Origin of the sequence: Streptomyces sp. LHD-70 (assembly GCF_031157275.1) — a bacterium.
Classification (GTDB): Bacteria; Actinomycetota; Actinomycetes; order Streptomycetales; family Streptomycetaceae; genus Streptomyces.
Genome location: NZ_JAVIFW010000017.1, coordinates 161,199 through 181,782, shown reverse-complemented (window position 1 = coordinate 181,782; position 20,584 = coordinate 161,199). Strand labels below are relative to the sequence as shown.

Here is a 20,584-nt window from a genome sequence, read left to right as displayed (position 1 = left end):
GCTGTCGGCTCTGGGGGTCAGAGGGGGCGCGGGACGGACGTCCCGGGAGCGCCGACTCTCTGCCTCGTTCGCGGAGTTTATACGACGTGTGTTCTGACGTTGTTTCATCTAGCCGTTTCTGTAAGGGCCCGCAAGGCGCTTATCGGTCGGCTCGATTCGGGGTGTGTCCCGGGGTTTTGTAAGGGCCGTCTCCGTGACCTCGGGATCTGTTCCGCGAGGGGTCGGCCTGATGTCGTCGGCGCTTTTCACGAGGCATGTACGGCGTGCAACTGCGCTTTGTCGCTTGCCCCTTGAATGTGCCGAACGGCAACAGGGTTGAGCGTAGTGGCCGATGGGCATGTGCGGGGCGTTATCGATCACCATGCCTGGGCATCATCCTCCGTGGCGCAGCGGCATGCGGTGGGCTGCCCAATCGAGGAGGGACACTTCGATGGGGGAGAAGGTCGCGGCCGGCGTGTTCGACCTGGCTGACAGGCAGCGGTACCGCAGGAAGGTGCAGCAGTGTCTCGCGGCGCTGCGCCGGCTCCTCGAGGAGGAGCGTTTCGACCGGCCGCAGAATCTCATGGGGATGGAGATAGAGCTGAATCTCGCGGGGCCCGACGGGCTGCCGAGGATGTTGAATGCGGAAGTGCTCGAACGTATCGCGAGTGGCGATTTCCAGACCGAACTCGGCATGTTCAACCTGGAAGTCAACATTGCCCCGCACCGGCTCCGCGGCCGCGTTTTCGACCAGCTCGCCGAGGAGTTGCGCACCGGTCTCGGCTACGCCCAGCGAAAGGCCAACGAGGTCGCCGCCGGGATAGTGATGATCGGAATTCTGCCGACGCTCGGCGAGGACGATCTGGTGACCGCGAACCTTTCCGCGGTGGAGCGTTACAAGCTGCTCAACGACCAGATGGTGGCCGCCCGCGGCGAGCATTTCGCCCTGGACATCGAGGGCGTGGAGCGGCTCGTGTGCACCTCGACCTCCATCGCGCCCGAAGCGGCCTGCACCTCCGTGCAACTGCATCTGCAGGTGACCCCGGACCGGTTCGCGGACGTGTGGAACGCCGCGCAGGCGGTGGCCGCCGTACAGATAGCGCTGGGGGCGAACGCGCCGTTCCTGTTCGGGCGCGAGCTGTGGCGTGAGTCGCGGCCGCCGCTGTTCCTGCAGTCGACGGACACCCGGCCGCCCGAGCTGCAGACCCAAGGAGTGCGCCCGCGCACCTGGTTCGGGGAGCGCTGGATCTCTTCGGCGTACGACCTCTTCGAGGAGAATCTGCGCTACTTCCCGCCGCTGCTGCCGATCTGCGACGACGAGGAGGCGCTGCGGGTGCTCGACGACGGCGGGGTGCCGAGCCTCGCCGAGCTGGCGCTGCACAACGGCACGGTCTACCGCTGGAACCGTCCGGTCTACGGCGTCGTGGACGGCGTACCGCATCTGCGGGTGGAGAACCGGGTGTTGCCCGCGGGGCCGACGGTCACGGACGTGATCGCGAATGCCGCGTTCTACTACGGCATCGTGCGGGCCCTCGCCGAGGACGCGCGCCCGGTGTGGACCAGGCTGCCGTTCGAGTCGGCCGAGCGGAACTTCGACGCGGCCTGCCGCTACGGCATCGAGGCGGAGCTGGAGTGGCCGCGCTCGGGCCGGTTCGGCGGTACGCATGTGCTGCCCGCGGTTGATCTCGTACGGGACGAGCTGTTGCCGTTGGCCGCGGCCGGGCTCGACGCGTGGGGCGTGGAGCCGGGGGACCGGGATCTGTACCTCGGGGTGATCGAGGGGCGGTGCAGACGGCGCGTGAACGGGGCGTCCTGGCAGGCGGCGACCTTTCACCGGGCGGTGCGGGGCGGCCTGGCGCGGGCGGACGCGCTGGCGGCGACCACGCGCCGCTACAGCGAGCTGATGCATCAGGGGGAGCCGGTGCACACCTGGCCGACGGGGCTGCTGCCGGCTCCGGCGACTCCTCCCGCGTAACGGACAACCGGGCAACCGGGCAACCGGGCAAGCGGGCAAGCGGTCATCCGGTCTACCGGCCAATCGGTCAACCAGCCAACCGGTCTGCCGGGAGCGTCAGTTGCCGCCCGCCGCGATGATCGCCTTGAGGATGACCTCCTGCATCTGGGCCGGGTCGTCGATCTGGTAGCCGCTGCCTCCCGTGGCCGCCGCGATCTCCTTGACCTCCTTCTTGTCGGCGTCGGGGCCGACCGCGATCGCGATCAGCGGGACGGGCCGCTTCGGGTCGGCGAGCCGCTGCAGCTCGTCGATCACGGCCCGGCGGCTGAGGGACCCCGGGTCCTGGTTGGCGCCGTCCGTCAGGATCACCACGGCGTTGAACTTGCCCTTCACATACGACTTCTGGGCGTCCTTGTACGCGGCGAGCGAGGTGTCGTACAGGCCGGTGTAGCCCGGTTTGGGGTGCAGTGCGCGGTACGCGGCGATGAGGCGCTCGCGCTGGGTGGTGCCCCCGCCGGTGGTGTCGCCGAGGCGGCGGGTCTCGACCAGCTTGCGGTAGTCGCGCGTGCCGTCGAGGTAGGTGGCGAACTCCCAGACGCCGATCTCGTCCTCGCGCGTGAACTGCGAGAGCGCGCGCACCAGGGACGCCTTGGTGACCTCCAGGCGGGACTGGCCGCGGTTCGGCACGATCTCGCCCATCGAGTTGGAGACATCGACGACGGTGGTGAGGCGGGCGCTCTGCACCGTGATGGTCCACATGCCGAGCGTGGCCTGCAGGTCCTTGGGGGCCGGCGGCTCGGTCGACGCCGTGGCGTACGGCTGGGGCTCGCGGCCGCCCGCCGCCGTCACCAGGTCCTCGGCCGGCTCCTCCTGCTCACCGGAGCGGAATCCGTGCTTCTCCAGGAGGCCGCGGCTGTCGTCCTCGCCGAGCAGCGTCATGAAGCGCAGAGCGGCCCGGCTCTCGTCGGTGCTCATGTGCGACTCGTCGACCAGGGTGTACGGGTAGTCCAGCTGCGGTGCGCCGTCCTTCGGGTAGAACAGCTCCAACCGGCCGTCCTCGCCCGCCTCCTGGTTGTGCGTGAACGCGGCCTGTTCGGAGACGATCAGGGCCTGGTTGCGGCGCGGGTTGCCCTGCTCGGTGCGGGAGTCGTCGCGGGCCACTGTCTGCAGGGCGCGGGCGTCGCTGTCGGATATGCGCTCGGCCAGGAGCTTCGCGGTGGCGGCGACCTGGGTGTCGCTCTGCGGGCCGTCCGCCTTCGCCGCGGACGCGCCGATCTTCGTCAGGGCGAGCAGGCCGCTGGCACTGCGCGCGGGGTCGGCGGCGCCGAGGCGGAGCTTGTCGCCCTTGGTGGCGAGGGCGGTCAACTCGGCCCAGGTGTACCGCTTCTCGGGCCAGCCGGCCGACTTCGCGGCGGAGGGCACCATGCCCATCGTCACCGGGGACGACGCGATGTTCCCGGCCGGGGTCAGCTCCTGCCCGCTGTCGCCGAGGCCCGCGCGGTCCACCCACAGGTCGGAGTCCGGCACCCACACCTCGAACTCCGGGGCGCCGTCGGCCTGGAGGGAACCGGCGACCTTGTGCGCCTCCTTGGCCTGTACGCGTACGTCGAGACAGCGGCCGTCGGACGTCACGTCCTGGTCGCGGGCGAGCTCGGCGGCCTCGTCCAGGGCCGGGGCGATGGCCGGCGCGGCGAGGATGTCGATCCGGACCGCGTCGTCCTCGCAGGAACCGGCGAACGTCAGCAGGCCACCCCGCACGGCGAAACCGGCGCCCGTCGCCACGCCGAGCACCAGGACCGTCGCGATGGACACCGTGCGGCGGCGGGCACGGCGACGCGATCGCGCCACATCCGATGCGTACCTCGCATCCGTGTCGGGCGAGTGGTGACGTCCCATGACGGTGGTGCCCCTCCTTGAGCGCGTCGGCGCACGCGAACGGAACGCGCACCGGCAGAGCGAACGGAACGCGGCGGCTGCGCCCCGCGTCGACGTACGCTCGCTTTCGGCCTTGTCGTGCACGATCTTCGCACCCGCATTCGAGAGACCCTAGCGGGGCTTGGACGGGCATGCGGCGGGATTGAACAGATGGAGGCAGGGTGCAGTCGGAGGCAGGACCGGTGGCTGGTTCTTTTCGCCAGGAACGACCGACAAGACGGATCTTTCGCGACGAGACACTGCTCGTCCTCGCGCTGTCGCTCGGCGCGAGCGCGGTGTCCGCGCTGATCAGCTTTGTCGGTTCGGTCACCAAACCGGGGGGTCTGAAGGACCAGGCGGCCACGCTCAACTCCTCGGCCGCGCCCGGCCGCCCCTGGCTCGATCTCGCCTGGCAGCTGTTCGGTATCGCGACCGCTCTGGTGCCGGTCGCGCTCGTCGCGCATCTGCTCGTACGCGAAGGGGCCGGGCTGCGCGCGATCGGCTTCGACCTGCGGCGGCCGCTGCCGGATCTGGGGCGCGGTGCGGTGATCGCGGCAGGCATCGGGAGCACGGGCATCGCGTTCTATCTGGCGGCCAGAGAGCTCGGGTTCAACCTGACGGTGGTGCCGGAGGGACTGCCGGACGTGTGGTGGAAGTTCCCGGTCCTGGTTCTGTCCGCCGCGCAGAACTCGATCGTCGAAGAGGTCATCGTCGTCGGCTATCTGCTGCGCAGGCTGGACCAGTTGGGCTGGTCGCCGGGTGCGTCGCTCGCGGCGAGTTCGGTGCTGCGCGGCTCGTACCACCTCTACCAGGGCATCGGTGGGTTCATCGGGAACATGGTGATGGGGGTGGTCTTCGTCTGGCTGTACCGCCGCTGGGGCCGGGTCGGTCCGCTCGTCGTCGCGCACACGCTGCTCGACGTGGGGGCGTTCGTGGGGTACGCGCTGCTCGCGGGGAAGGTGGGGTGGCTGCCTACGGCGTGAGGTTGGGGTGGCTGGCTACGGTGTGAGGTCTGTGTCGCTGGCTCCGGCGTGAGGTTTGTTTTGTGGCTGGCTCCGGCGTGAGCTGCTGTGTGGGCGGGGCGGCTGGCGCCCTCTCGCGGTCCGTGTGGTGCCCCGCCCGCACAACTCGCCTTGTCAGGCGTGCAGTTCGCCCTCGATCACGGTGACCGCGTGGCCCGTGAGCAGGGTGCGCTCACCGCGCAGCGCGGTGCGTACGTGGCCGGAGCGCGGGGAGGCCTGCAGTCCGGTGAGCTCGTCCCGGCCCAGGCGCTGCGACCAGTACGGCGCGAGGGCGGTGTGGGCGCTACCGGTCACCGGGTCCTCGTCGATGCCGACGCGGGGGAAGAAGCAGCGGGACACGAAGTCGTACCCACGGCTCGGGTCCTCGGCGCGTGCGGTGGCGATGATGCCCCGTTCCGAGTGGGCGACGAGCGCCTTGTGGTCGGGGGTGAGCGCGTGCACCGCCTGCTCGTCGGCCAGCTCGACGAGCAGGTCGCCGACGTTCGGCCCGGTGTCGGCGGCCGCGACGGGCTCCGCGCCGAGCGCCTTGCCGACAGCGGGGTCGAGGGTCACCTCGGTGAGGGGCGCGGTGGGGAAGTCGAGGGTGATCGAGCCGTCCTCCTGGGCGGTGGCGATGAGCACGCCGGAGCGGGTGGCGAAGCGCACCGGCCCGGTTGCCGCGCCGGTGGCGTGCAGGACGTGGGCCGTCGCCAGGGTGGCGTGACCGCACATGTCGACCTCGGTGGCCGGGGTGAACCAGCGCAGCGCCCAGTCGGCCTCGCCGCCCTCGGGGAGCGGGTGGGCGAAGGCGGTCTCGGCGTGGTTGACCTCCAGGGCGACGTTCTGCAGCCAGTCGTCGGAGGGGAAGGCGTCGAGGAGCAGCACGCCGGCGGGGTTGCCGGCGAAAGGTCGGTCGGTGAAGGCGTCGACGATTCGAATCCGCATGAGGCCGACGCTACGGGCCTGGGGCGAGCCGGGACCAAGGCCAATTCGAGATGAGTGGACTCCTGTGGCTCCTGACCCTGTGGCTCCTGTGGCTTCTTTGGTCCCTGTGGTCCCTGTGGCTCACGTGGGCTCATTCGGGGGCCGTCCGAACGGTCTGACGGTCTGAAGGTCTGACGGCCTGCGGGAGAGGAAGGTGGCGACGGCCCGCCGTGCGCCGCCCTCGGGTGCCTGCTCGGTCCGCGAGGTGACGAACAGCCCCGCCTCGCCCAGGAGCTGGGCGATCCGGTCGGCAGGCAGCAGATGGGACTCGTACGACACCGGGTGGCCGTACGCCTGCTCCGGGCGCACGCGTTCGCCGTCACCCACATGCCCCGCCAGCATCAGGGTGCCGCCTGGGGCGAGGGCGCGGCGGAACTCGGCGTAGACGACGGGGAGCAGCTCGGGTGGCAGGTGGTGAGTGGAGTAGTACGCGAGGATCCCGCCCAATGCGCCGTCCCGCACGGGCAGGGCGGTCATCGAGCCGACGGCGAAGCAGGGCCGTCGCCGTCCGTTGCTGTTGCCGTTGCCGTTGCCGTTGCCGTTGCCGTTGTCGTCGTCGTCGTCGTCGTCGTCGTCGTCGTCGTCGTCGCCCGAGCCGGACCGCTCCGCGAGGGTGACCATGCGAGGCGACAGGTCGAGGCCGAACACGGGCAGCCCGAGCCCGGCCAGGTACGCCGTGACCTTGCCCGGACCGCAGCCGAGATCGGCGACAGGCCCGAGACCGTCAGCCCGCACCACCTCGGCGAACGCGGCCAGTATCGCGCGCGACAGCGGGTCCAACTCGCCCGGTGACTTGACCAGTCGGGCATAGTCGGCGGCCACGGTGTCGTAGGAGTCGCGGATCGCGGTGAGGCAGGCGGTGTCGGTCACGCTGACGACACTAGGGGAGGGGTCTGACAACGGGGCCCGGGCTGGGGAGCGCCCCTTTGCCTCCGGCCCTCAGGACGACTGCTGCTGGACCCGCTGCTGGACCTCCCGGGCCGTACGCTCCAGGCGCTCGTGGTGCTCCGCCCACCAACTCGCCTCGTCCGACGGCATGTTCTCGCGGCCCTTGTTCATCCCCACCGCGCCGTCGATGAGTTCACGGACGATGTCGGCGTGGCCCGCGTGCCGGTGGGTGTCGGCGATGACGCGGACGACGGCGTGGTGCAGCGTCACCTCGTTCTTGCCGCCCGGCCACCACGGCACCTTGCCGACCGTGTCCAGGGGCAGCGCCTCGATCGTCGCGTCCGCGTGCGCCCACGCGCGGTGGTAGAGCCCGACGACGAACTCCCGCGTCTGGTCGGCGGTGGCCCACATGTCCGCGTTGGCCTCGGCGTCCTCGGCGACCCAGGGCAGCGGTTCGCCGGACGGCCTGCCGAACGTGTCCCCGAGATAGCCGAGTTCGACGCTCGCGGTGTGCTTGACGAGGCCGAGGAGATTGGTGCCGGTCGGCGTGAGGGGCCGACGCACGTCGTACTCGGAGAGCCCTTCGAGCTTCCACAGCAGGGCGTCGCGGGCGGACTGGAGATAGAAGCGCAGGTCGGTCTTGGGGTCCGTTGAAGTCATACGGGCCAGTGTGCCGCTGCTGTGATCTTTGGCCATGGGTTTTCGCGAGGCGGGGTGCGCTGTCCGGCCGTTTCGGCCGCGCCGTCTCGACGAGCTGACGGCAGTCGGCCGAAGGGGAGACGCCCTGTTGTTGGTCATCGGCATGCATGGGGCCGCTCCGGCCGACGGGTCCGACGGTCCGACGGGGCCAGCTGCCCGCCTGCCTCCAGCCAGATGGTCACCGACGCGACCCAGCCGCCCATGGGCGCTCCCCGGGCCATCGAACGGCCTGATCAGACCACGCGCAGCCGCACTGTTTGCCAGACGAATGGTTCCGATATATCGTTGAAGCATCGCGACAGAGACGTGATGGATCAACGAGCTCGTCGGTCCGGTGCGCGTCGACGTGAATCGAAGCGAGGAAAATCAGACGTACAGATACGAAAAGGAAGTGGTTCCCATGCGTTCCCACGGACATGGACACGGACACGGACATGAGCACCCGCACTCCCACGACCGCGGACGTGGTCCCGGTGGCTGGGGTGACTTCGAGGGGCGGAGGTCCGCCTTCGGTCCCTTCGGGCCCGGATTCGGTGGACCCGGTGGACCCGGCGGCCCTTGGGGTGGTCGAGGTCGAGGCGGCGGTCGCGGCAGGGCGCGGCGTGGCGACGTACGCGCGTCGATCCTGGCGCTCCTGAAGGACCGGCCGATGCACGGGTACGAGATGATCCAGGAGATCGCCGAGCGCAGCGGCGGGGCGTGGAAGCCCAGCCCCGGTTCGGTCTACCCGACGCTCCAACTCCTCGAGGACGAGGGCCTGATCGTCAGTGAGACCGAGGGCGGCAAGAAGCTGTTCTCGCTCACCGAGGCCGGTACGAGCGCGGCCGAAGAAGGGCCCGAAGCCCCCTGGGAGGACGCCGGTCGTGGTGTCGACTGGGACACGATCAACGAGATCCGGCAGGCCGGTTTCGGTCTGATGGAGGCGTTCGGCCAGGTCTGGAAGACCGGCTCGGCCGAGCAGCGGCAGAAAGCCCTCGCGGTGGTCAACGAGGCCCGGAAGAAGCTGTATCTCATCCTGGCCGATGAGGACTGAGGGGCATAGCGAGGCTCAGGCCGAGAGGGTCGAGTGCGACGGTGGTGCGCCCACCACGGGTGGGCGCACCGCCGTCACGTGTCGTGTCGCTTGCCGCCAAGGGCTCAGACCACCAGCGCCGTCAGCTTGCGCAGCGACTCGTTCAGCGCGGCCGTCGCCGAGTCCTTGAGCTTCCCGGCCATCAACGTGACCGCGGCGCCGGTGAATTCGCCGTCGATACGGACCTTCGTGCCGTCGCCGTCCGGCGCCAGCGAGTAGCGCGTGCCGACATTCACACCCATCGGCCCCTTGCCGCTGATGGCCAGCGTGCGGCCGGGCTCCAACTCGTCGACCGTCCACGTGACTTCGGCGGGGAAGCCCATCAGCTTCATGTTCTCCTCGAACGTTCCGCCCGGTTCCAGCGAGGTCGGCGCCCCCTTCGGGAAGCCGGTGTGGGTCGTGCTCCACTCGCCGTAGACGGAGAAGTCCGCGAGCTTCGCCCAGACCTTCTCGGCGGGCGCCTCGATGCGTGCTTCGGCGGTGACTTCGGCCATGTGCGACCACCTCTCTCGTCGGGCGCTGCGGCGGGCGCAGCCGGTGTGTCGCGGAACGTAGCGGCGGGGTCCGGAAGTTACAAGACTGACGGCCCGTCAGAATCGGGCTCGCTCGTCCCCACGCGCGCGTGCCTCAGTCCTGATGCAGGTTGCCTATGTGCCGTATCGCCGCGGTGTCGAACGCGTCGTACGCGCGCGGGTGCGGCCCCTCGTCGTGGCAGTGCCACGCCTCCCAGAAGAGGTCGCCGAGCAGCGCGTCCGGCGGCGCGTACACGCGGTAGACGTAGCTCCTGCCGTCGACGGCCACCAGGGCCACCAGCCAGCAGCCGTACTCCTCGGTGTCCTCTTCGAGGCCGGAGAACTCGTCGAGTTCGGCGTACTCGTCGTGGCCGTCGTACTCGTACTCGTAGCCGTACTCGTAGTCGCACTCATAGGCGTACGCGAAGCCGTGCTCGTACCCCTGGTCGTACTCGTCCTCGGCAGGCCTCGGCGCACTGCGGGCCGTGCAGTGCGGGCCGGAGGGCATGTGGGCTTCCTTCGCCGTGGTGCGTGAGTGGTCCAGGAGGTGTGGAAAGAGTGGGGCTCTCCTGTGGGACGTGTACGGGTGGGACATGGTTGCGCAGGGGGAGCGAAGCAAGGCGGCACGCGCCCCTTCGGGCAGAACGGGCAGATCTCATCCGTAAGGAGGAGAACCCGCACATGCATGCCCAACTTGTGTCGGACGCGCAAATGCTCCCCGGCGGGGATGCTACGGCCGATCGGCACTGATGGGGTGGGGGATGTGCATAGCCCGACCCCGGCCGCCGAGTCCGGCCCGACCAGTACAGCCGCCGACGATCGCCTCAGCGCCGAGCTGACGTCGGTCGTCACCGGCGCGCGCAGGCGTGCGCTCCGGGACGGGGACCGGCACATCGACACCGCGCACCTGCTCCACTCCCTCCTTGAGACCGACCCGGCGGTGCGCGCCCTCTTCAGCAGCGGCCAGGTCGCCCGCCTCCTCGGCTATCTCGTGCAGCGCAGCATCGGGTACGGCCTGCAGTGGCAGGGCACGGTCGAGGACTCCGGTGCGGTCCCCGTCGTACGGGATACCGCGGGCTGGTCCCCGGCCGCCGCCAGCGCGATGGAGGCGGCGCTCGTAGCGGCCGACGCGAGCGGGGCCCGGCAGGTCGGCGGCCTCGACCTGCTCGTCGCCCTCGCCCGGGACGCGGAGTGCCGGGCCGTCGAGGTGCTGGGGCGCGCGGGGGTCGAACCGAAGGCGCTGATCGCGGCAGCGGCGGCTGACTGATCCCCGGCTGGATCCCCGGTGCGAACCCTGGCTGGATCCCTGGCGCGATCCCCGGCTGGATCCCTGGCCCGGTCGGCGCCTTTGCCGCTCGCCAGGCCGGTCGTGTCGAAGTCCTCAGTGGCGTACGGGAGTTGAGTCCGTAGCGTGTGGTCAGGCAGGGGCGTGCGCGGGGCGCGTGCGCGCCGGGCGTGAGGGCGCCAGGCCTCGGCCTTCCTCCGTTCCCGGTTCTCCGCCGATCTCGCGCACTGAGATGTCAGGCGTAACAGTGGTGACGCTCATTACGTGACTGTCATGATGTGCCGGTGTCTACGTCTCAGGAGATCCAGGGGAACCCGGCAGGTTCGGGCGCCCGGGGCGGGCAGGTGACAGGGGCCGGTCGTGGTGCCGGGCTCGGTCTTGCGCTCGTCTCGGCGTTCGCGTTCGGCGGTTCCGGTGTCGCGGCCAAACCGCTGATCGAGGCCGGTCTCGATCCGCTGCACGTCGTGTGGCTGCGGATCGCCGGCGCCGCCCTGATCATGCTGCCGCTCGCCTGGCGGCACCGGTCGCTCCTGGTGCAACGCCCCGCGCTGCTCGCGGGCTTCGGGCTGCTCGCCGTCGCGGGCGTGCAGACCTGCTACTTCGTGGCGATCTCGCGGATCCCCGTGGGTGTCGCGCTGCTGATCGAGTACCTCGGGCCCGCGCTCGTGCTCGGCTGGATCCGGTTCGTGCAGCGCCGTCCCGTCACCCGCGCCGCCGCGATCGGTGTCGTGCTCGCCGTCGGCGGTCTGGCCTGCGTCGTCGAGGTGTGGGCCGGGATGCGCTTCGACGTGCTCGGCGTGCTCCTCGGACTGGGCGCCGCCGTCTGCCAGGCCGGCTACTTCATCCTCGGCGACCACGGCAGCGACGCCGGCGAGGAGGCCCCGAATCCGCTTGGCGTCATCGCGTACGGGCTGCTCATCGGCGCCGTCGTCCTCACCGTGGTGGCGCGCCCCTGGACCATGGACTGGTCGGTCCTGAGCGGTCGCGCCGACATGGACGGCACGTCCGTACCCGGTCTGCTGCTGCTCGGCTGGATCGTGCTGATCGCCACCGTGCTCGCGTACGGATCGGGGGTGATGGCCGTACGGCGGCTCTCGCCGCAGGTCGCGGGTGTCGTCTCCTGCCTGGAGGCGGTCATCGCGACCGTCTTCGCGTGGATCTTGCTCGGCGAGCACCTCTCCGCGCCGCAGGTCATCGGCGGCACGATGGTGCTGGTCGGTGCCTTCATCGCGCAGGGCAGCACGCCTGCGAAGGCCGTGACCGAGCCGGTGGCCGGTGGAATGCCGGGCGGGGGCGGCGAGTTGTCGGGGTCCGACGGGAGCGAGTCGGCGGAGTCGCGGACATCTGTCTAGGTGCGACGCAAGGATGAGGGCTCGGCCGGGTACGAGGCGGCCGAGCCCTCTGTCGTGGAACCAGCGCCTGCATGAGGCGGCCGAGCCCTCTGTCGTGGAACCAGCGCCTGCATGAAGCGGCCGAGCCCTCTGTCGTGGAACCAGCGCCTGCATGAAGCGGCCGAGCCCTCTCTCGTGGAACCAGCCCCTGTACGAGGCGGCCAGCCCTCTCTCGTGGAACCAGCCCCTCAGAGGGACGTCAGGTACCCCGGCACGGTCATGCCCGGCGTCAGGTCCTGAGCCGGGACCGGCGCCCCGTAGGCCGGGGCGAGGGGCAAGACGCCGCTCCAGTACGGCAGGTCCTGGTCCTCGGGGTCGTCGTTGGGGCCGCCCGTGCGCGCCTTCGCCGAGACCTCGTTCAGGTCGAGGCTGAGCACCGCGGTGGCGGCCAGCTCCTTCGCGTTGGCGGGGCGGGAGTCGGCAGCGCGCCCCGGCACGACGTGGTCGACGAGCGCGTCCAGGGCGCTGCGCTTCTCCTCCGGGTCCGTCACCTGGTGGGCGATGCCGTGCACCACGACGGAGCGGTAGTTGATCGAGTGGTGGAACGCCGAGCGGGCAAGGACCAGACCGTCGACATGCGTGACCGTCAGGCACACCGCGAGGCCGGGGTCCTGCCGCCCGGCCTCGCGCAGCGGACGCGACCCGGTGGAACCGTGCACATAGAGGCGCTCGCCCACGCGCCCGTAGAGGGTGGGCAGGACGACGGGTGCCCCGTCGCGCACGAAGCCCAGATGGCACAGGTAACCGGCGTCGAGTATCGAGTGCACCGTCTCCCGGTCGTACGCGGCGCGCTCGCGGGCGCGGGTGGGCACGGTGCGGTCGGTCGGGGTGTACGCGGCCGGAGCGTGCTGCACGGACATTGCGATCTCCATTGCACTAGTGCATAATCTGGTTTGTGCTAGGAGAGTATCGGATCACAGGGCGACGTGCAGCCGAGATCGCGGCCAGTGTCGAGCGAGGCATTGCCGACGGCCTGCTCGAACCCGGCCAACTACTGCCTCCCATGCGGGAGTTGGCGGGCGATCTCGGCGTCAATCCCAATACGGTCGCGGCCGCTTACCGCACGCTGCGCGAGCGCGGGGTCATCGAGACGTCCGGGCGCCGGGGCAGTCGCGTGCGGTCGCGTCCGGCCAGCTCCGCGCGGGACGCGATCCGCGTCGAGGTGCCGGAGGGCGTGCGCGACGTGTCCACCGGCAACCCCGACACCGCGCTGCTGCCCTCCCTCGCCGGGGTGTTCGCCGCGGCGGGGGAGCGCGCCGACGAGCGGCCCGTGCTGTACGGGGACCCGGCGGTGGACCCGGAGTTGGCGCGGGCGGCGCGCGCGCTCTTCGACGCGGACGGGGTGCCGGACGGCCCGGTCGCCGTCACGTCGGGCTCCCTGGACGCCATCGAGCGGGTCCTCGCCGCCCACCTCAAACCGGGCGACGCGGTCGCCGTCGAGGACCCGGGCTGGGGCAGCCTCCTCGACCTCGTGCCCGCGCTCGGCCTGCGTCCGGTCCCCGTCGGCCTCGACGACGAGGGGCCGTTGCCCGACGAGGTCGACCGGGCCCTGCGCGGTGGCGCCCGTGCCCTCGTCGTCACCGACCGGGCGCAGAACCCCACGGGCGCGGCGGTCACTGCGGCACGCGCGCGTGCACTGCGTTCCGTGCTCGCAGAGCACCCTCAGGTGGTCCTCATCGAGGACGACCACGGCCACCACATCGTGGACGTACCCCTGCACCCGCTCGCCGGGGTCACCGACCGCTGGGCCGTGGTGCGTTCGACGGCCAAGGCGTACGGCCCCGACCTGCGCCTCGCCGTCCTCACCGGGGACCCCGTGACCCTCGACCGCGTGCGCGGCCGGCAGCGCCTCGGGCCGGGCTGGATCAGTCGGGTGCTGCAGTACGCGGTGGTGCGGCTGTGGTCGGAGAAGGCGGTGCACGCGCGCGTAGTGGCGGATTCGTACGGGCGCCGCCGCGAGGCACTCATCGCGGCACTGGCGGAACGGGGCATCGAGGCGCACGGCCGTACGGGCATGAACGTCTGGGTCCCCGTCGCCGACGAGACGGGCGCCGTGGCCCACCTGCTGCACGCGGGCTGGGCGGTCGCTCCTGGGGCCCGTTTCCGTATGAACGCGGGGCCGGGCGTACGGATCACGGTCTCGCCCCTGGCTCTCGACGAGATCGAGACGGTGGCCGGTGCGGTGGCGGCGGCCGTGGGCGGGGGGCTGGTGCGGCGGTACGGGTGAGGGCGCGCCCGTACGCCTGGGAGCGAGCTCGGCCCCCGCGCCGCCCGGTCTACCGCCTGGCGCGAGACTGGGTCAGCGCCGCGCCCGCGATGACGATGAGCGCGCCCACCGGCGTCGACCAGGTCAGCGGCTCGCCGAGCAGCGCGACGCCCGCGGCCGTGGCGATGACCGGGATGAAGTACGTGACCATCTGGCCCGTCGTCGGACCCACCTCGGAGACGAGCCCGAACTGCAGCAGCACGGCGAGTCCCGTCCCCAGGATGCCGAGCGCGGCCACCGCGAGCAGCGGGACGACGGGCAGACTCGTCGGCAGAGAAGTGAACAGCGGGGTGACGACGGCCAGTTGGGCCGTAGCGAGGAGCAGCTGGCCGCCCGTGAGGGACAGGTTCGAGTGCGGGTTCCCGGCGAGCGTGCGGCGGACGTAGATCCAGCCGATCGGGTAGCTCAGGGAGGCGAGGAGCGCCAGCGCCGTCCCCCGCGCGTCCAGTCCGCTGAAGCCCTGCCAGGCGCCCAGCACCGTGAGGACCCCGAGAAAGCCCAGGCCGAGCCCCGCCACCCGGCGCCGCGTCGGCCGGTCCTCGGAGAGCGCGACGAGCGAGAGGACCATGCCCCACAGCGGCGACGTGGCGTTGCAGATCCCCGCGAGCGTCGACGGGATCGTCAGCTCCGCGTACGCGAACAGCGAGAACGGCAGGGCGTTGAGCAGCAGCGCCGCGACCGCCAGATGGCCCCACGTCCGCAGCCCGCGCGGCAGCCGCTCCCGCTTGACGGCGAGCGCCACCCCGAGCACCGCCGTCCCGAACAGCAGCCGCCCGAACGTGACTTGGAACGGAGCGAAGCCCTGCGTACCCACCTTGATGAGGAGGAAGCTGAAACCCCACACCAGAGAGAGGGCGGCGAAACGGATGCGCCAGTCCAGGGCGGGACGGGTGGTGCGCCCTTCGGTCGGCGCGGAGGCCGGTGCGGAGGCCGGTGCGGAGGCCTGTGCGGAGGTCGACGGGGGGGTGGGGAGCGGTGCGCGGGCGGTGGCGCGGGGCGTGCTGACGGAAGCCATGCCTCTCACGATGACGGAAGCAATTTCGTAGAACAAGCGAGATTTTTTGCTCGTCATTGCGTAGTATTGCTTACATGTTGAATCTGGAGCGCCTGCGCACCCTCGATGCCCTGGCCAGGCACGGCTCGGTGAGCCAGGCCGCCGCCGGGCTCCATGTGACGACCTCGGCGGTGTCGCAGCAGATGACCAAGCTGGAGCGCGAGGTGGGCCAGCAACTGCTCGCCAAGAACGGCCGCGGCATCCGCCTCACGGACGCCGGGCGGCTGCTCGCGGACCACGCGGGCCGGATCCTGTCGCAGGTCGAGCTGGCCCAGTCGGACCTGGAGGCGCAGCGCGGCCGGGCCGTCGGAGAGCTGCGGATCTCCGCCTTCCCCACGGCCGCGCGAGGACTGTTCCCGTCGGCCCTTGTGGCGCTGCGCGAGGAGCACCCCGGACTCCGCGTGCGGTCAAGGGAGTTGGAGCCGGAGGAGGGCGCCGCGGCGGTGGTCCGCGGAGACCTGGACCTGGCGGTGGTGCTCGACTGGTACAACAAGCCGCTGCCCGTGCCCGACGGCCTGGCGAAGGCGCCGCTCCTCGACGACCCGGCGGATGTCGTGCTCCCCGCGGGGCACCCGCTCGCCACGCGCGCGGAGATCGCCCTCGAAGAGCTCGCCGACGAGGACTGGATCTCCTGGCCCGAGGGTGCCTACTGCGCGGACTGGCTGCTCTACACCCTGCGCGCCAAGGACATCGAGCCGCGCGTGCGGCACTACGCCGAGGAGCACCACACCCAACTCGCCTTCGTCGCCGCCGGGTTGGGCGTCTGCATCACCCCGCGCCTGGGGCGTGGCCTGCTGCCGGAGGGCGTGAGCGTGGTGCCGGTGCGCCAGGGCGTGCGCCGTCATGTGTACGCGGTGTGGCGGGCGGACGCCGACCGAAGACCGTCGATCCGCGCGGCGGTCACGGCACTCAAGGCGGCCGGGGAGCGGGTGGGTTAGGCGCCACCCGGAGTGGGCGGTGCGCCACCAGGAGTGGGCGGTCGCCACCAGGAGTGGGCGGTCGCCACCAGGAGTGGGCGGTCGCCACCAGGAGTGGGCGGTCGCCACCTGGAGGGGCGGTCCGTACGTCACCTCAGTACGGTCAGCTTGCGGAAGTCCCAGGACACGATCGCGTCCGGGACAAGCCTGGCCCAGGCGTGCCGGCCGTCGTGCGGCATCGCGTCCATCCCGAAGAGCTTTCGGGCGAACAGCTTCTCCGGAACGGCCAGTTCGGGGCACGGCTCACCCGTGCGCGGGGCCTCGCCCACGAACTCGACGCTGCCGGAGAGCTCCACGCCGCGCAGCTCCCCGTACTCCTCGCCCGCGTCGATCACCACCGCGATGCGCGGGTCGCGGCGCAGGTCGGCCCAGCGCTTGCTGCGAGTGATGGAGTACAGCCACAGTGCCGATCCGTCCCAGACGAACCAGAGGGTGCTGGCGTGCGGGGCGCCGTCCGCCGAGACCGTCGCGACCCGGCACGTGCGCTGCTCCGTGAGGAACGCGTCGCGCTCGTCCGGCGTCATCATGATCTTGCGGCCCCTGCGCTGCGTACCGGACATGCATCCTCCGTGTCGACGAGCCTCGTGCCGCACCGGGTTCGCGCGGCCCCGCGATCTGTGCGGAACGGCCGGGCGCGGCACCGTAGCTGACAATCCGTCAGGAAATCATGGTGTCTCTTCCACCGGTACGCAATGGGGGCTACCCTCCGGCGCCAACCGAGGCGACCGCCGTGCGCTCGGGCGGTCAGGCGACCGCCGTCCGCTCGTACGGTCAGCGAAGGTCACCGAGGCAGCAGGTCACCGAGACAGTAGGCAGGTCACCGAGACAGCAGGGGGAATCATGCCGTCCAGCGCACAGCTCGCCGAACTCCTCGATCCCGCCACCACCGCGCTGCTCACTGTGGAATGCCAGCAGGGCGTCGTCGGCGAGGACAGCGCGCTTCCCGAACTGGCCCGCGAGGCAAGAGAGTCGGGCGCACTCGACAACGTCGCGCGCCTGGTGGCGGCCGCGCACGCCGCCTCGGTCCAGGTGCTGCACGCGGTGGCGGAGCGGCGGCCGGACGGCCGGGGCGCGGGACGCAACGCCCGGCTCTTCCGCGCGGCGGAGCGCCTGCCGGTGCAGCAGTTGTCCGGTACGCGGGCGGTCCGGGTGGCGCCGCCGATCGAGGTCGCCGAGGAGGATCTCGTCGTACGGCGACTGCACGGGCTCTCGCCGATCGCGGGCACCGACGTCGACCCGCTCCTGCGGAATCTCGGCTGCCGCACGCTGATCGTCACGGGCGTCTCGGCCAACGTCGCCATCCCCAATGCCGTGTTCGACGCGGTCAACCTCGGCTACACGGCGGTCGTCCCCGCCGATGCGATCGCGGGGGTGCCGGCCGACTACACGCCGGTGGTGGTCCGCAACACGCTCTCGCTCGTCGCGACGGTGACGACCACCGAGGATGTGGTGGGGGTCTGGAAGGGCGCGCGGTAGGAGGGGCCGGGTCGTACCTGGGCGGACGCGGACGGGCGGGCGGGGCGCTCGACTCGCGCCCCGCCCGCCCGGTGGCCATGGAACCCGCGCCGCCCGTCAGAGCAGCCTGATCTCCTCACCCGAGACCTCGATCTTCTCGCTGGGCAGCGGGCGCGTCGCCGGGCCGTTCTCCACGGCGCCGTCCGCCACCGCGAACTTGCTGCCATGGCACGGGCAGTTGATCGTGCCGCCCGAGACGCTCCCCACGACACAGCCCTGGTGCGTGCAGGTGGCCGAGAAGGCCTTGAACTCGCCGGCGGCCGGTTGGGTGACGACGACCTTCTGCTCCTTGAAGATCTTGCCGCCGCCCTCGGGGATGTCGGAGGTCTTGGCGAGCGGGGCGCCTCCGCCGCCGGTCTCCTCCGTCGCGCCGCCCGTCGGAGAGTCGGGGGCGCCTTCGGTCGGGGTGCCCGTGTCGGTGCCGCCGGTGCCTCCCTCGGAACCCGAGTCGTCCGATCCGCCGCACGCCGTCACGGCTGCGGCCAGACCTGCCACGCCCACGGCTGCCACGACGGTGCGCCGGGCGGGGTCGGGGCGAGGGGTGTCCTGCGATGCGGCCATGCCATCCTCCATGCGGGATTTGAGGTCCGGAGCGTTGACCGGACCCGAGACGTCCGGCGGGTGCGGGGCGCACGCGACGGTGAGGCCTTGACCAGCCCCGCCGAGGGGTACGTCGCGCTCCGCGATGTGGTTCAACGTTCCAATGCCCGCGCCGTGAAATCCAGAGGACGCACGGACGCCGGACCAACCCGCGCCCCTACAGTCGCGACGGGTGCCGCCGGTCGGGTGCAGCGGCGCGGCCTCCGCGAGGCGTGCGGGGCCAACACGCGGAGCCGCGCAAGCCCCGCATGGAGGCGCGCAGGCCCCAGACGGAGCCGTGCAGGCCCCACACGCAGCTTCGCAAGCCCGCAGCCCCGCAGTCCCGCACGCCTTACGGCTTCCCCTCCCCAAGGGCGTCCCGCAGGAAGGTGAGTTCGTGCCGGAGCAGCATGTCGGCCACGCCCTCGCCGCTCGGGACGTGCGTGGCCGTCGGCAGCGGCAGCACCCCGTGCGGGCGCCCGGCCGCGAGCAGCGCCGCGGAGAACCGCAGCACGTGGGCGGCCACCACGTTATCGTCGGCGAGTCCGTGGACCAGCAGCAGGGGGCGCGTGAGGCGGTGCGCGTGCGTGAGGAGTGAGGCCTCGTCATAGATCTCCGGCCGCACGCCCGGATGCCCCAGGAAGCGCTCCTTCCAGTACGTGTCGTACAGCCGCTGGTCGGCCGTCGCCGCGCCCGCGACCGCCGCGTGGAACACGTCGGGGCGCAGCAGCACCGCCCCCGCCGCCAGATAGCCGCCGAACGACCAGCCACGGATCGCCACCCGGTCCAGATCGAGGTCCGGATACTCCTCGGCCGCCGCGTGCAGCGCCGCCACCTGGTCGTCGAGTACGGGCGTCAACTGGTCGCCGTGGACGGCCCGTTCCCACGCCCGGCCCCGCCCCGGAGTGCCCCGCCCGTCCGTGACGAGGACGGCGAAGCCCTGGTCGGCGAACCACTGGCACACCGCCGACGGCCAGGTGCGGGCCCGCACCACGAGCTGCACGCCGGGACCCGAGTACGGGCTGAGCAGCACCGGAAGCCGCCCGCTGCCGGGCTCGTGGCCCGTCGGCAGAAACAGCCGACTGCGCAACTCCCGTCCGCCGAGCCGGAGTCGGAGCGGAGCGGGACGTACGACCGGACGGTCCGTGAGCGTCTCGATCCGGCCCGCCTCGGCGCCCGCGCGCAGCAGCCGCACCGCGTCGCCCTCCGGTGTCCGGCTCTCCAGGACGAGCAGCGGGCCGTCGGCCACGGCGGTGTGCAGGCCCGGGACCTCGCTGATCCGCTCACAGCCGCGGCCCTTCTCGTACGACCACACATGCGTCTCTTCCGGGTCCTCGCTCGCCGTGAACAGCACCTGTTCGCCGACCGTGCCGAGCACCACGCGCGCGTGCAGCCCTTCCGGGGTGACGGCGACCCCGTCGACCTCCAGGCCGTCCGTATCGCCCACCGCGCGGGGCACGACCAGGGCGCCCGACGCGGTGCGTGCGGGTGTGCCGGGCAGGGCCGTCACCCAGGGCGCGTCGTGCCGCCGGTGCAGCACCTCGGCGGCGCCGGTGGCCGGGTCGAGGGCGCAGACGTACTCCGTGCGCTGGTCGCGGGTGAGCACGGCGGCCAGCGGGCCGTGCGCGTCCCACGAGACCCGCGTGACGTACTCGAAGGCCGGGTCCGTCCACGCGTCCTCCGGTCGCCCGTCCGCGTCCGCGGCGGCGGGCAGCCGCACGTCCACCGGCTCACCGGACAGCGGCACCACCCGCAACGTGGTGATCGCGTTGGCGGTGCCCGCCGCCGGATACCGGAACGTCCGCGGCGGCCGCTCCGGACGCACCGGGTCCGACTGATACCAGCGCTGTACGGGGCCGTGGTCCACGCGCGCCACGAGCAGCGCCGCACCGTCCGGCGACCACCAGTACGCGCGGTCCCTGCCGAGGGACTCGGCGGCCGTGTGATCGGCGAGCCCGTACGTCACGTCGGCGGACTCCGGCACGGCAAGGGCCCGTTCGTCCGTACCGTCGACGCCCACCACCCGCAGCGCGCCCCGCGATACGTACGCGACGCGCGTGCCGTCCGGTGAGGGGCGCGGGTCGACCACCGGCCCGGCCGTCGGCACCCGCTGCGGCAGGCCGCCGTCGGACGAGACCACCCACAGGGCACCGTTCAGCGAAAACGCCACCACGCGCGCGTGCCGGTCGCAGGCGTACGCCACGATGCCCTCCGACAGCTCCCGGGCCCGCTCCCGCCGTACCCGCTCCTCCGGTGGCACCGCACCGTTCCGGTTGAGCACCATCGGGTCGGCGAGCACCCGCTCCGCCCCGTCCTCGTGCACCCACAGGCGGCTCACCGCGTCCGTGCCGCCCTTCGACCGTAGGAACAGCACCCGTCTCCCGTCCGGCGAGACCGTGAAGGCGCGCGGCGCCCCGAGCGTGAAGCGGCGGGTGCGGGCGAACTGCAGGGGAAAGTCCGGTGACTCCACGGCGGGCGCGGTCGACGGGGCGGGTGCTGATTCCATGGCGGGCA

19 protein-coding genes are annotated in these 20,584 nt (G+C 71.7%); 8 read left to right on the top strand and 11 right to left on the bottom strand.

The features are described 5' to 3' along the window. Nucleotides 1-430 precede the first annotated feature (430 nt). Nucleotides 431-1,954, top strand: a complete 1,524-nt coding sequence (locus RCO28_RS29395) for a glutamate--cysteine ligase (protein WP_308944321.1) — start codon at nt 431-433, stop codon at nt 1,952-1,954. 96 nt (nt 1,955-2,050) lie between these two features. Here RCO28_RS29395 and RCO28_RS29390 read toward each other — a convergent pair whose 3' ends face one another. Beyond that, on the bottom strand, nt 2,051-3,829 hold the full coding sequence (locus RCO28_RS29390) for a substrate-binding domain-containing protein (protein WP_308944320.1): 1,779 nt from the start codon (nt 3,827-3,829) through the stop codon (nt 2,051-2,053). 200 nt (nt 3,830-4,029) lie between these two features. On the opposite strand from RCO28_RS29390, the gene RCO28_RS29385 reads away from it, so the two are divergent. Then, on the top strand, nt 4,030-4,830 hold the full coding sequence (locus RCO28_RS29385) for a type II CAAX endopeptidase family protein (RefSeq protein WP_308944319.1): 801 nt from the start codon (nt 4,030-4,032) through the stop codon (nt 4,828-4,830). Between the two features lie 153 nt (nt 4,831-4,983). On the opposite strand, the gene RCO28_RS29380 is transcribed toward RCO28_RS29385, so the two are convergent. The 3 genes from RCO28_RS29380 to RCO28_RS29370 form a co-directional block, all read right to left on the bottom strand. After that, nucleotides 4,984-5,793 (bottom strand): PhzF family phenazine biosynthesis protein, encoded by an 810-nt coding sequence (locus tag RCO28_RS29380; RefSeq protein WP_308944318.1) that lies wholly within the window; start codon nt 5,791-5,793, stop codon nt 4,984-4,986. Between the two features lie 120 nt (nt 5,794-5,913). Then, a complete protein-coding gene (locus tag RCO28_RS29375) occupies nt 5,914-6,702 on the bottom strand; it encodes a class I SAM-dependent methyltransferase (RefSeq protein ID WP_308944317.1) in 789 nt (262 codons plus the stop codon). Nucleotides 6,703-6,771: 69 nt separating this feature from the next. After that, nucleotides 6,772-7,380: a DinB family protein gene (locus RCO28_RS29370; RefSeq protein WP_308944316.1), complete on the bottom strand. Its 609-nt coding sequence runs from the start codon at nt 7,378-7,380 to the stop codon at nt 6,772-6,774. Between the two features lie 439 nt (nt 7,381-7,819). On the opposite strand from RCO28_RS29370, the gene RCO28_RS29365 reads away from it, so the two are divergent. After that, nucleotides 7,820-8,452: a PadR family transcriptional regulator gene (locus RCO28_RS29365; protein ID WP_308944315.1), complete on the top strand. Its 633-nt coding sequence runs from the start codon at nt 7,820-7,822 to the stop codon at nt 8,450-8,452. Between the two features lie 104 nt (nt 8,453-8,556). Here the strand turns inward: RCO28_RS29365 and RCO28_RS29360 are convergent, their stop codons facing one another. Continuing rightward, the gene (locus RCO28_RS29360; RefSeq protein ID WP_308944314.1) at nt 8,557-8,985 is read right to left on the bottom strand and encodes an SRPBCC family protein; all 429 of its coding nucleotides are present in this window, start codon (nt 8,983-8,985) and stop codon (nt 8,557-8,559) included. 133 nt (nt 8,986-9,118) lie between these two features. Continuing rightward, nucleotides 9,119-9,301, bottom strand: a complete 183-nt coding sequence (locus tag RCO28_RS29355) for a hypothetical protein (protein ID WP_308944342.1) — start codon at nt 9,299-9,301, stop codon at nt 9,119-9,121. A gap of 429 nt (nt 9,302-9,730) precedes the next feature. Between RCO28_RS29355 and RCO28_RS29350 the strand changes: the two genes are divergently transcribed. Then, on the top strand, nt 9,731-10,270 hold the full coding sequence (locus RCO28_RS29350; RefSeq protein WP_374991273.1) for a Clp protease N-terminal domain-containing protein: 540 nt from the start codon (nt 9,731-9,733) through the stop codon (nt 10,268-10,270). Nucleotides 10,271-10,590: 320 nt separating this feature from the next. Continuing rightward, nucleotides 10,591-11,640, top strand: coding sequence for a DMT family transporter (locus tag RCO28_RS29345; protein WP_374991275.1), 1,050 nt, complete (start codon nt 10,591-10,593; stop codon nt 11,638-11,640). Between the two features lie 227 nt (nt 11,641-11,867). Here RCO28_RS29345 and RCO28_RS29340 read toward each other — a convergent pair whose 3' ends face one another. After that, nucleotides 11,868-12,539 (bottom strand): pyridoxamine 5'-phosphate oxidase family protein, encoded by a 672-nt coding sequence (locus tag RCO28_RS29340; protein ID WP_308944312.1) that lies wholly within the window; start codon nt 12,537-12,539, stop codon nt 11,868-11,870. Between the two features lie 35 nt (nt 12,540-12,574). Between RCO28_RS29340 and RCO28_RS29335 the strand changes: the two genes are divergently transcribed. Next, nucleotides 12,575-13,906: an aminotransferase class I/II-fold pyridoxal phosphate-dependent enzyme gene (locus tag RCO28_RS29335; RefSeq protein WP_308944311.1), complete on the top strand. Its 1,332-nt coding sequence runs from the start codon at nt 12,575-12,577 to the stop codon at nt 13,904-13,906. A gap of 49 nt (nt 13,907-13,955) precedes the next feature. On the opposite strand, the gene RCO28_RS29330 is transcribed toward RCO28_RS29335, so the two are convergent. After that, entirely contained in the window at nt 13,956-14,996 is a 1,041-nt protein-coding gene (locus tag RCO28_RS29330) for a DMT family transporter (protein ID WP_308944310.1), read from the bottom strand. A 38-nt stretch (nt 14,997-15,034) separates the two neighbouring features. Between RCO28_RS29330 and RCO28_RS29325 the strand changes: the two genes are divergently transcribed. Then, complete coding sequence (locus RCO28_RS29325) at nt 15,035-15,937, top strand: LysR family transcriptional regulator (protein ID WP_308944309.1); 903 nt, start codon at nt 15,035-15,037, stop codon at nt 15,935-15,937. 128 nt (nt 15,938-16,065) lie between these two features. Here the strand turns inward: RCO28_RS29325 and RCO28_RS29320 are convergent, their stop codons facing one another. Further along, nucleotides 16,066-16,536, bottom strand: a complete 471-nt coding sequence (locus RCO28_RS29320) for a pyridoxamine 5'-phosphate oxidase family protein (protein WP_308944308.1) — start codon at nt 16,534-16,536, stop codon at nt 16,066-16,068. 280 nt (nt 16,537-16,816) lie between these two features. Here RCO28_RS29320 and RCO28_RS29315 point away from each other — a divergent pair, with 280 nt between their 5' ends. Next, nucleotides 16,817-17,452: an isochorismatase family protein gene (locus RCO28_RS29315; protein WP_308944307.1), complete on the top strand. Its 636-nt coding sequence runs from the start codon at nt 16,817-16,819 to the stop codon at nt 17,450-17,452. Between the two features lie 96 nt (nt 17,453-17,548). On the opposite strand, the gene RCO28_RS29310 is transcribed toward RCO28_RS29315, so the two are convergent. Continuing rightward, nucleotides 17,549-18,052 carry a Rieske (2Fe-2S) protein gene (locus tag RCO28_RS29310; RefSeq protein WP_308944306.1) on the bottom strand — a complete coding sequence of 168 codons (504 nt, stop codon included), beginning with the start codon at nt 18,050-18,052 and terminating at the stop codon, nt 17,549-17,551. Between the two features lie 370 nt (nt 18,053-18,422). Then, the gene (locus tag RCO28_RS29305) at nt 18,423-20,576 is read right to left on the bottom strand and encodes a prolyl oligopeptidase family serine peptidase (protein ID WP_308944305.1); all 2,154 of its coding nucleotides are present in this window, start codon (nt 20,574-20,576) and stop codon (nt 18,423-18,425) included. Nucleotides 20,577-20,584: the final 8 nt, after the last annotated feature.